The organism is Olsenella sp. CU969 (assembly GCF_905219715.1).
Taxonomy (GTDB): domain Bacteria; phylum Actinomycetota; class Coriobacteriia; order Coriobacteriales; family Atopobiaceae; genus Granulimonas; species Granulimonas faecalis.
Genome location: NZ_CAJMXC010000065.1, coordinates 1 through 10,716, shown reverse-complemented (window position 1 = coordinate 10,716; position 10,716 = coordinate 1). Strand labels below are relative to the sequence as shown.

The window sequence follows — 10,716 nt, the reverse complement described above, 5'->3', positions numbered from 1 at the left end:
GTTTGATCTTCACCGTGGCGTGTGCCGTCCCCACCGCCAGGGCGACGGCACACGCCACGGTGAAGATCACACAGGCCCTGACCGCGACCGCCGAGAGCACCGACGGCCACGACGGGCGCTCGGCCCCGTGGGGGGCCCGGTCGTTCCTATCCGTTGCCATGGCTTGCCTCCTCACTCCATGCCGAGGGCGCGCTTGAGCGGTCTCACAAAGCTGCGCGAGACCTGGAGCTCCTCGGCGGTGTCGAGCACGGCGCGGAGCCGGCCGTTGATGTCGGGGCGCAGGGCGGCCACGTGGGAGAGGTTCACGATGCACGACCTGGACGCCCGCACGAAGCCGACGTCGCCCAGGCGGTCCTCGAACTCCGCGAGGGNGAGCCGGCTCTCGAGCACCCGGTCGGCCGTGTAGGCGAAGCAGCGGCGGTCGACCGACTCCACGAAGCGCACCTCGGAGGCGGGGGCCACGTAGGTGGTCCCGTCCTCTACGCCCACCACGGTGCGGTCGAGGATCCTCAGGCGCGCGACAAGGTCGGCGACCTGCTGGTCGAGCCGGGCGCAGCCGATGCGCACCACGGTCTCGGTGAACGCCGGGTCCTCGACGATCTCGACCCTCATAGGCCCTCCCTTCCTCGGAACCCACGGTGCNACGGACGCGGCCCGGGACCCGCGGCACCGGCGCGAGGCGTCNTCACGNGCACGCGGAATGCACCCCGACGGCCCGTGGTGCCGCGGCGCGGCTCACGGGTTGCAGGTGCCGCAGGGCTCGTAGCCCTCCTCGAGGAGGTCGGAGCGGTCGCCGGAGAAGTCCTCCAGGTTGATCGCCGACGCCGAGGAGAGCCCGGGGCAGTCGGGCCGGTGGAACCGCCTCGAGCGCACGTTGAGCACGTAGTCACCCCGCTCGGTGCCGCCCACCGGGGGCAGCGCCGCCACGGCCTCCCCGCGGGCGCCGTCGGCCTCCGACTCGCCGGTGGCGTAGTCGATGGAGACGCCGGGCTCCACGTTGTGGCAGAAGACGTCGAACGACAGCTCGCCGTCGCCCTCCACGCAGCGGGCCTCCAGGCGCACGCCGCGGCAGACCTCCTCGTCGCCCACGAAGACGGGCGTGGCCCGNTAGAGCACGTGGTGGGACGTCCTGCGCACGTGGTCGGCCACCGAGGTCTCGTAGGGCACCATGGACNCCGCGTTCATGGTCCGGGTGCCGGTGACGAGGTTGCGCTCGTTGGCGTCCTCGCCGGTGAGGCTCCAGGCGATGAGGTGGCAGCGGTTGTAGAGCATCNCGCCGTCCACCCACGGGTAGCTCGCCTGGCNCCAGCCCNTGGGGCGCACCTCGGAGATGGCCCCGCGCTCGCCGGTGGGCATGGTCTGCTCGCACACGTTGGCGTAGGCGGCGCCGCAGCGGCCCTCGCCGTCCAGCGGCGCGTAGTCCTCGAAGGCGTCCGTGCGGCCGTCGTCGGCACCGAAGTCCGCCTTGCCGTCGCCCACCGGGACCACGAGGTCGCCCTCGAAGACAGGCACGCCCTCGATCCGGCCGTCCGCCGAGAGGCCCACGGGCTCCGGCTGCGGGCGGAGCAGCGCGCCGGCCCGCCAGGCGAGGCCGGTGCCGGGAGGGAGCAGGACCGCGGCGAGGGCGACGAGGCAGACGGCCCAGACGAGCCGCAGCCGCCCGTTGCGCGCCGTGCGGCGGCGGCGCACAGCCCCTCCCCGCCGTCCCCGTCCCCGGCGCCCAGAGCGTCGGCGGGTGCCGCGGGGGCGCCGTCGGTGAGGGTCACGGAGCGCAGGGTGCGCTCCATGGCGTTGGTGCGGGTGGTGATGATCTTGTCCACGGCGTCGCCGGCGAGGTCGATGCGGCGCTTGGCCTGGCGCAGGGCGTCCTGGTAGCGGGGCAGCTCGGCGCGCACGGCCTGGAGCACGGCCATGACCTCGTTGGTCTGGCGCTGGAGGGCGAAGGTCTGGAACGAGAGCTGGAGGCTGTTGAGCAGCGCGGCCATGGTGGACGGGCCCGCCACCACCACGGAGTGCTCGCGCTGGAGCCGCTCCACGAGGCCCGGGGTGGAGACCACCTCGGCGTAGAGGCCCTCGAAGGGCAGGAACATGATGCCGAAGCCCGTGGTGGCCGGCACGGCCAGGTACTTGGAGGAGATGTCCCTGGCCTCCTGGCGGATGCGTGCCTCCAGCTCCTTGCGCGCCTTGGCCGCGGCCTCGGCGTCGCCCGCCCCCTGGGCGTCCGCGAGNCGGGCGTAGAGGTCGCCGGGGAACTTGGCGTCGATGGGGAGCAGGACCGGGTCGCCGCCCTCCACGGGCACCTTGACGGCAAACTCCACGCGGTCACGGCTGCCGGGCTTGCAGGCCACGTCGCAGGCGTACTGGTCGGGCGCCATGACCTCGGACAGGATGGCGCCCAGCTGCACCTCGCCCAGGATGCCGCGGGTCTTGACGTTGGAGAGCACCCGACGCAGGTCGCCCACGTCCGACGCCAGGGCCTGCATGGAGCCGAGGCCGCGGTGGACCGACTCCAGCTGGTCGCTGATCTGGCGGAACGACGTGGCCAGGCGGTCGTTGAGGGTGCGCTCGAGCTTCTCGTCNACGGTGGCGCGCATCTGCTCGAGCTGGCGCGCGTTNTCCTCGCGGATGGAGGAGAGCTGCCCCACCACGGTGTCGGTGGTGCGGGCCAGCTGCAGGCCCACGGTGGACGACATGGCGTCGAGGCGGCCGTCGACGGAGCTGAGCCGGGACGCCACGTCCTGACGCAGGGCCTCCATGGAGCGCAGGCCCTGGCCCTGGGCACCGTCAACGCGGGCGAGCGACGAGGCGAGCGAGCCGGCGTCGTCAGCCTGGCGGCGCCCGAGGTCGGACACCGCGGCGGCAGTGGAACCAGCAGCCCGGGCGGCGCGGGTGGCCACGAGGCAGGCGGCCACGGCCGCGGCGGCGGCCACGACNGACAGGAGCAACACGAGGACGTCCATGGGACCCCTTTCGCGACGGTTTGAGGGTCTGCCCATCATGGCACGGACGCGGCGGGGCGCAGTGCGCCAAAAGGTCCCNCCCAAAATGAACCTGATTGATTCCTGTAATTTTACTTCTATACTGAGGGACAGNACCTCCCTCCCCCTTTCCCGAAGGGCCTCCTTGGAGCCCGGGCGCGGTTGGGGTAGAACACGGGATGTCCTGGAACCGAGCATTCGCGCGTCCCCGCGGCGCGCCGGAAGGTAGGAATCGTGNCAGATACGGTCAGGTGGNNCATCCTCGGCGCAGGGTCCNTNGCCAAGAGGTTCGCCGCCTCCCTCGCGGGGGAGCCCCGGGGCACCCTCGTCGCGGCCAGCGGCCGCACCCCCGCCCACGTGGAGGCCTTCGCCTCCGAGTTCCGCTGCGACGCCTGCGCGGACCACGACGCCCTGCTCGCCCGCGACGACGTGGACGNCGTCTACGTAGCGCTGCCGGCGTCCATGNATGNCGAGTGGTCCGTCAAGGCCCTCGAGGCCGGCAAGGCGGTGCTCTGCGAGAAGCCCGCGGCCCTCACCGCGGCCGAGTTCTCCCGGGTGGCCCAGGCGGCCGTGGACCACGACCGCCTCTACGTAGAGGCCATGAAGCCGCGCTTCACCCCGCTCTACCAGAAGGTCCGCGGCCTCGTCGTCGACGGCCTCATCGGCGAGGTGGGGTCCGTGGCCTTCACCCTCAGGCGCACCATCGAGCACGGCGACGGCCACTGGTACAACGACCCCGTGGGCGGCGGCGCGGCCCTCGACCTCGGCATCTACGGCGCCGCCTGGGCCGACGAGTACGCCGGGGGCGCCATATCGGTCTCCGCGTGCTCCCACACCTACCGCGACGAGGTGGACCGCGCCGACCGCTGCGAGCTCACCCTGGGCGACGTGGCGTGCACGGTCGACGTCTCGGCCGACGCCGCCGACGACTCCCGCGTCACCATCTCCGGCAGCCTCGGCTCCGTCGAGGTGCTGGAGGTCACCCGCCCGGAGCGCGCCGTGCTGCGCCGCGACGGCGCCGACGACGAGCTCGTCGAGTGCCCGCTGCCCGGCGACGACTTCTCGGCCGAGATCGCCTCGTTCACCGACTCCCTGCTCTCCGGCGCCCAGGAGAGCCCCGTCATGCCCCTGGCCGACTCCCTGCGCTGCGCCCGTATCGTGGACGCCATGGCGTCGGGCTACGACCGCTACGCCGTGGCCGAGGCCCTGGGCGCCGAGCTCGGCGAGGACTGCGTGGCCCTGGGCGAGCCCATGGCGGCCCACACGACCTTCCACCTGGGCGGCCCCGCCGACGTCTTCGTGACGCCGCGGGGCGCGGGCGGACTCGCCTCCTGCCTCCGTGTGCTCCGCGAGCACGGCGCGCCCCACCTCATCCTGGGCAAGGGCTCCGACCTGCTGGTCTCCGACGCCGGCTACCGCGGCGTCGTGGTGGACGTGACCCGCGGCCTCGACGACGTCTCCCACGACGGCTGCCGCGTCACATGCCAGGCCGGCGTCTCGCTCCCGGAGGCCTCCGAGATGGCGGCGGCCCTCTCCCTCACGGGCCTCGAGTTCGCCTGCGGCATCCCGGGCACCGTGGGTGGCGCCGTCTTCATGAACGCCGGCGCCTACGACGACTGCATCGCCGACGTCCTCGAGTCGTGCGAGTGCGTGTTCCCCGACGGCCACACCGAGACCGTCGCCGCCGCCGCCCTCGCCCTCGGCTACCGCACGAGCCGCGTGCGCNCCGACNGCCTCACGGTGGTGTCGGCCNCGTTCCTGCTCGCCCCCGGCAACGCGGACGCGATCCGCTCCAAGATGGACGACCTCACCGAGCGCCGCGCGTCCAAGCAGCCCCTCGAGCTCGGCAGCGCCGGCTCCACCTTCAAGCGCCCCGAGGGGCACTTCGCCGGCAAGCTCATCGGCGACGCCGGCCTCAAGGGCTACACCGTGGGCGGTGCAGCCGTGTCGGAGAAGCACGCGGNCTTCGTGGTGAACCTGGGCGGCGCCACCGCCGCCGACGTCGCCGCCGTCATCGCCCATGTGCGCGAGACCGTCCGCGAGCGCTTCGGCGTCGAGCTCGAGCCCGAGGTGCGGTTCGTGGGACCCTTCTCGTCATGAGCGCCCCGGTCCCCGTCTCCACCTGGCACGAGCTGCGCGCCCTCGTGGCCGAGGGCGGCTGCGCCGCGGCGGCCCTCCCTGCGTCGGTCGTGGTCGACGGCCCCGTCCCCGTGGGCCCCGGCCGCAGCCTCGACGTCATGGGCTGCGCCACGTCGATGCGCTTCGCGCCGGGCGTGTCGCAGATGTTCTCTGTGGCCGACGGGGGCCGCCTGCGCCTGGCCGGCTCGCTCCTCGTGACCCCGGGCGACAGCACCGCGCCCCTCCTCTCGGTGGACGGCGGCGGCCGCCTCGACCTCGACTGCGCCCTCCTGGCGAGACCCGGCGCTCCCGGGGCGCCGGCGCCGTCGTCGTGCCTGGTCGACTGCCACGGCACGGTCAACCTGGGCCCCTGCTCGGCCCTGGACGGCTGGGTCGTCGCACCCTCCGAGGCCGAGCCCTCCCCCTGCGCGCTCCGGGTCTCCGGCCAGGGGGCCGTGGCCCGCATGGGCGGCGGCCGCGTCTCCGGCTGCACGAGCCTCGGCACCGAGGCTGCGCCGGGCGCGGCCGTCCAGGTGCTCGACGGTGCCTGCCTCCTCATCGAGGCGGGGGCGGTCCAGGACAACTGCCGCCAGGAGGGCGACGGCGTCCTCTACGGCGGCGGCGTCTACGTGGACAAGGCCACCCTCTCCATGACCGGCGGCTCCGTCGAGGGCAACCGCGCCGTGCACGGGGCCGGCGTCTATTGCGTGGGCCGCGGCCTCGTGGAGGTCTCCGGAGGGCGCATAGCCAGCAACCGGGCCCTCCACCGCGGCGGCGGCGTCTACAGCACCGGCACCGTGATGCTCGAGGGCGGCGACGTGACCGACAACCGCGNGTCCTTCGGCGGCGGCGTCTTCAACGCCGGCACGCTCCACGAGCGCTCCGCCGTCGTCTCGGGCAACACCGCCGACTCCGGCGCCGGCGTCTACAACCGCGGCACCGCCTCCGTGGAGGGCGGCTCCATCGTGGGCAACGCCGCCGACGGCGTGCAGGGGTCGGGCGGGGGCGTCTACAACACCGGCAGGCTGGTCCTGGGCGAGGGCATCATCGCGGGCAACCGCGCCCTCTACACCGGCGGAGGCCTCTACAACACCCGCTCCGGCACCGTGGACATGGACGGCGCGGGCCTCTCCAACAACCGCGCCCTCTACGGCGGCGGCATCTACAACGCCCGTGGCCGGGTGGACATCGTCACCGGCGACATCGTGGACAACTGCGCCAACTCCACGCAGTTCGGCGGCGGCGGCATCTACAACACGGGCCTGCTCTCCTGCGACCGGGCCACCATCGTCCACAACGCCTCCCAGGGCATGGGCGGCGGCATCTACAACGTGGGCTCCGTGCGCCTGGGGGCCTCGGCCCTCTCCCACAACGCCGCCATGAACGGCGGCGCCCTCTACAACCGGGGCTCGGTGGAGGCGGAGCGCGCCATCATCGTCCACAACGCCGTGGGCGACATGGGCGGCGGCATCGTGAACACGGGCTCGCTCGAGCTTGCGGGCGGCACCGTGGCCCACAACTCCGCGCGACGCGGCGGGGGCATCCTCAACGCCGGCACCGCGAGCGTGATGGGCGCCCTCGTGGGGCGCAACACCGCCGAGACGGCCAACGACTTCTACNACTACCTCGACGACGGGTCGCGGGGCACCTTCACCCTCGACGCCCCCGACGACCCCTCCCTGGCCGCCCTCGGCTGGTGCGAGGAGGGCGTGGCCGGCACGGCGTCGCGCTTCGTGCTCGACAGCGAGGAGCGCCGCCTCTCGGCCGCCCCGGTATGGGAGGTGCGGCTCCTGCCCGCCGACGGCTCGGACCCCGCCGTGACCCTGGTGGAGCCCGGCGCCACGCTCGACCGCCCCGACGACGGGGGCACGGACTGGGTGGACGACGCGACGGGGCTGCTCTGGGACTTCGGCGAGCCCGTGGAGCGCGACCTCACGCTTTTGGCCCTCGACCCCGACGTGAAGGGGGAGCTCGGCGGCGACGTGGAGGCCGCCGACGGGGAGGCCTCCCGGGCCGGGGACGCCGCCGACGGCCCCGAGGAACCCGACGACGCCCCGACCGCCCCCGGCACCGCGGCCCAGGCCGCGCCCGGGCCCCGCGGCGGGAGGGGCGGCGCCATCACCGGCGTCATCGTCATCGCGGCGACCGCCGCCGGGCGCATCTCGGGGCGCATGCGCCGACGCGGCAGGACAGGCGGCCCCAAAGAGGGGTAAGCTCGTGGCGTCAGTTTCAGGGCGGGGTGGAAGTCCCCACTGGCGGTAACCCCCGAGGGGGAAGCCCGCGAACCGCGTGCGCGCGGCCGACCCGGTGGGAGTCCGGGGCCAACGGTCACAGTCCGGATGAAAGAAACGGAGTCGCCATGCCTGCGCAGCAGAACCGTCCCTCCTCCCATACCACGTCCTCGTCCTCCGGCGGCTGGAACAGCCGGCGGGTGGCCGTCTCGGCGCTGTTCTGCGCCCTGGCCATCGTGGCGAGCTTCATCGAGATCCCCCTGTTCCCGCCGGCGCCCTACCTGAAGTACGACCCCTCCGGCATCGTGGGCCTCGTGGCGGGCCTGGCCTTCGGGCCGGCCGTGGGAAGCTGCGTCGCGGCGCTTCCCTGGGTGATCCACCTGTTCGTGGAGCCGTTCGGCGCCGTCATGGGCATGGCGTGCTCCCTCGCCGCCGTGCTCCCGGCGTCCCTCGTCTACCGCCGCCGCCANACCCGCGCGGGCGCCGCGGCCGGCCTCGCGCTGGGATCGGTCGTGGCCATAGTTGTGGCCGTGGCAGGCAACATCGTCATCACGCCCCTCTACAGCGGCGTGCCCGTGGACGCCGTCGTGGCGCTCATCGTGCCGGTGCTCCTGCCGTTCAACCTCATCAAGGTCGTGCTCAACGACGTCGTGTGCTGGCTGGCCTACAAGCCCGTCTCCGACATGGTGGGCCGGTAGCTGTGGCACCCGCCACCGGGCGCGGCCCCGCCTGCTCCCTCAGGGGCGTGCGCTTCTCCTACGACGGGGGCGCCACCTGGGCCCTGGACGGCGTGGACCTCGACGTGGCCCTGGGCGAGCGCCTGTGCCTCCTGGGTGCCAACGGCTCCGGAAAATCCACCCTGGCCCGGCTCGTGGCAGCCATCAGCGCGCCCGACGAGGGCACGGTGGAGCTCATGGGCCTGACCTGCTTCTCCGACGGCCGCCCCGACGGCGCCTCCTACGCGNAGGCCCGCTCGCGCATCTCCNNGGTGTTCCAGAACCCCGAGGACCAGATCGTGACCACCCGGNTGGCAGACGACGTGNCCTTCGGGCCCGANAACCTCGGGTGGCCGCCCGCGCGCATCGGCGCCGCGGTGGCCCGGGAACTCGACCGCGTGGCCATGGCGGACCTCGCGGACGCGGACCCGACACGGCTCTCCGGCGGTCAGCAGCAGCGCGTGGCCATCGCCGGGGCCCTCGCCATGGAGCCCGACCTCCTCGTGCTCGACGAACCCGGCGCCCGCCTGGACGTGCGGGGGCGCCGGGGCGTGGCCCGGGTGCTCGACGGCCTCCGCGGCCGCACCGCCGTGGTCCACGNGACGCACTTCATGGAGGAGGCGGCCTCCGCCGACCGCGTGGTCGTGCTCGACCGCGGCCGCGTGGCCCTGGAGGGATCCCCCGACAAGGTGCTCGAGGACCCGTCCCTGGCAGGGCTCTCCCTCGAGGCCCCCTTCACGGTGCGGCTCGCCCGCGCCCTCGCGGAGCGCGGGCTGGACGTCCCGGCGACGCTCGACACCGGCCGGCTGGCCGACGCCGTGGCCCGGGAGGTGGGGAGATGAGCCTCGCCGCCAGGTCCCTCACCTACCGCTACCCCGACGCCCCCTTCCCCGCCGTGGACGGCGTCGACCTCGAGGCGCGCGACGGCCGGGTGACCTGCCTGCTCGGCGCCACCGGGTCGGGCAAGTCCACNCTCCTACGCGCCATGGCCGGCCTCGTGGCCCCCACCGCGGGCGAGGCCCTCGTGGACGGTGCGCCCACGTGGGTGCGCCGCGGCGTGCTGGGGCGCCCGCGGCGCCGGCCCGGCCTCCCCCGGGCCGTGGGCTACGTCATGCAGCGCCCCGAGCGCCAGCTCTTCGCGGCCACCGTCGCCGAGGACGCGGCCTTCGGGCCCCGGAACCTCGGTGCCACCGACGCGGAGGCCGCCGAGGCCGCCGAGGCCGCCCTCGGGTTCCTCGGCATCCGCCACCTGGCCTGCCGCTCACCCTTCGAGCTCTCCGGTGGCCAGCAGCGCCTCGCCGCCATCGCCGGCGTCCTGGCCATGGACCCGGCCAACCTCGTGCTCGACGAGCCCATGGCCGCCCTCGACCCCGAGGGGCGCGCCATCGTGCGCGACGCCGTGGCCCACCTCGCCTCGCGGCGCGGGGCCGTGCTGCTCGTGACCCACGACATGGACGACGCCGCCTCGCTGGCGGCGTCCGTGGCCGTGCTCGACCGCGGGCGCGTGGCGCTTTCCGGCTCGCCGGCGGAGGTCTTCTCCCGGTCGGGCGAGCTCCGGCGCCTGGGCCTCGGCCTCCCGAGCGCCCTGGAGGCCGCGCATCTCCTCAGGGAGCGCCGCGGCGTCGACGTGGGCGAGCCGCTCACCCTCGACGCCCTGGCGGACGCCCTCGCAGGTCTCGCCCGCGGACCGAGAGAGGGGGCGTGACCTGTGGCGGCCTCCATCGGCCNGTACGTGCCCGGCTCCTCCCCGCTCCACCGCGCCGACCCGCGCGTCAAGACCCTGGTCGTGGCCGCCGTCATGGCCGCCACGTTCCTCGTGGCCACGCCGGNCCAGGCGCTCCTCGCCCTGGGCGCGTTCCTCGGCCTGTGCGCCACGGNTCGGACGTCGCCCCTCCGGTGCCTGCGCACCTGCCTGCCCGTGGTGGCGGCGCTCGTGCTCGTCTCGTGCCTCAACCTCCTGGTGACCCNCACGNNGCCCGTGGTNTGGTCCCTGGGGCCGCTCTCCGTCACGGNGGGNGGCCTCGACTGGGCGGCCCNCTNCTCGGTGCGCCTGNCGCTGCTCGTGCTCACGGGCTCGCTCCTGCTCTCCACCACCACGCCCACGGAGCTCACCGGCGCTTTCTCGAGCCTGCTCTCCCCGCTGGCCCGCCTCGGCGTGCCGGTGGGGCCCCTCGCCCTCGTGCTCTCCCTGGCCCTGCGCTTCGTCCCCACCATCGGCGACGAGCTCGATGGTGTCCGCGAGGCCCAGGAGGCCCGCGGCGGCGACCTCGGACGCGGCGGCCCCGTGCGGCGCGTGCGCGCCCTCGCGAGCGTGCTCGTCCCGGCCCTCACCGGGGCGCTCCGCCACGCCCAGGGGCTCTCCCTCGCCCTGGAGGCCCGCGGCTACGACCCGACACGCCCCCGCACCGTTTGGAGGCGGCCCAAGGTCCGTGGAGCCGACGTGGCCTTGGCGATCGCCTGCGCCGTCTACCTCGCCGTACTGCTGGCGGCAGGGCGAATCGGTTAGACGCCCCGGCATCCGTGGACTACACTGGGATGGTTTTGACCTTCAAAACCGACTGGAAAAATCCTCGCCCGTGGTACGACGTGCACGCAGATCGAACGGAGCCGCAATGTCGCAGACCATCCGAGAGGGACGCCCCGACGCCGCCGCCCGCGGGGTAGCTCCCGCCC

General features: G+C 74.2%; 7 protein-coding genes, 1 pseudogene and 1 riboswitch. Of the genes and pseudogenes, 5 read left to right on the top strand and 3 right to left on the bottom strand.

Annotated features, from left to right (window positions below; all coding sequences use genetic code 11):
• Positions 1 to 171: 171 nt before the first annotated feature.
• From JX283_RS06690 to JX283_RS08540, 3 genes and pseudogenes are all read right to left on the bottom strand, one after another.
• Positions 172 to 612 (bottom strand): LytTR family DNA-binding domain-containing protein, encoded by a 441-nt coding sequence (locus JX283_RS06690; protein WP_204829884.1) that lies wholly within the window; start codon positions 610 to 612, stop codon positions 172 to 174.
• 123 nt (positions 613 to 735) lie between these two features.
• Positions 736 to 1,371 (bottom strand): DNA/RNA non-specific endonuclease, encoded by a 636-nt coding sequence (locus JX283_RS06685; RefSeq protein ID WP_239652517.1) that lies wholly within the window; start codon positions 1,369 to 1,371, stop codon positions 736 to 738.
• A 401-nt stretch (positions 1,372 to 1,772) separates the two neighbouring features.
• Positions 1,773 to 2,594, bottom strand: a pseudogene (locus tag JX283_RS08540) (DNA recombination protein RmuC); the annotation flags it as partial.
• Between the two features lie 618 nt (positions 2,595 to 3,212).
• On the opposite strand from JX283_RS08540, the gene murB reads away from it, so the two are divergent.
• From murB to JX283_RS06660, 5 genes are all read left to right on the top strand, one after another.
• Positions 3,213 to 5,078, top strand: coding sequence for a UDP-N-acetylmuramate dehydrogenase (gene murB, locus JX283_RS08865; RefSeq protein WP_370583426.1), 1,866 nt, complete (start codon positions 3,213 to 3,215; stop codon positions 5,076 to 5,078).
• A 2,239-nt stretch (positions 5,079 to 7,317) separates the two neighbouring features.
• A riboswitch (FMN riboswitch) is annotated at positions 7,318 to 7,451 on the top strand.
• A gap of 4 nt (positions 7,452 to 7,455) precedes the next feature.
• On the top strand, positions 7,456 to 8,025 hold the full coding sequence (locus tag JX283_RS06675) for an ECF transporter S component (RefSeq protein ID WP_204829882.1): 570 nt from the start codon (positions 7,456 to 7,458) through the stop codon (positions 8,023 to 8,025).
• Between the two features lie 2 nt (positions 8,026 to 8,027).
• Positions 8,028 to 8,885, top strand: coding sequence for an ATP-binding cassette domain-containing protein (locus JX283_RS06670; protein WP_204829881.1), 858 nt, complete (start codon positions 8,028 to 8,030; stop codon positions 8,883 to 8,885).
• Positions 8,882 to 9,748 carry an ATP-binding cassette domain-containing protein gene (locus tag JX283_RS06665; RefSeq protein ID WP_135978693.1) on the top strand — a complete coding sequence of 289 codons (867 nt, stop codon included), beginning with the start codon at positions 8,882 to 8,884 and terminating at the stop codon, positions 9,746 to 9,748. The genes JX283_RS06670 and JX283_RS06665 overlap by 4 nt, the downstream gene beginning before the upstream one ends.
• Positions 9,749 to 9,751: 3 nt before the next feature.
• Positions 9,752 to 10,549, top strand: coding sequence for an energy-coupling factor transporter transmembrane protein EcfT (locus JX283_RS06660; protein WP_204829880.1), 798 nt, complete (start codon positions 9,752 to 9,754; stop codon positions 10,547 to 10,549).
• Positions 10,550 to 10,716: the final 167 nt, after the last annotated feature.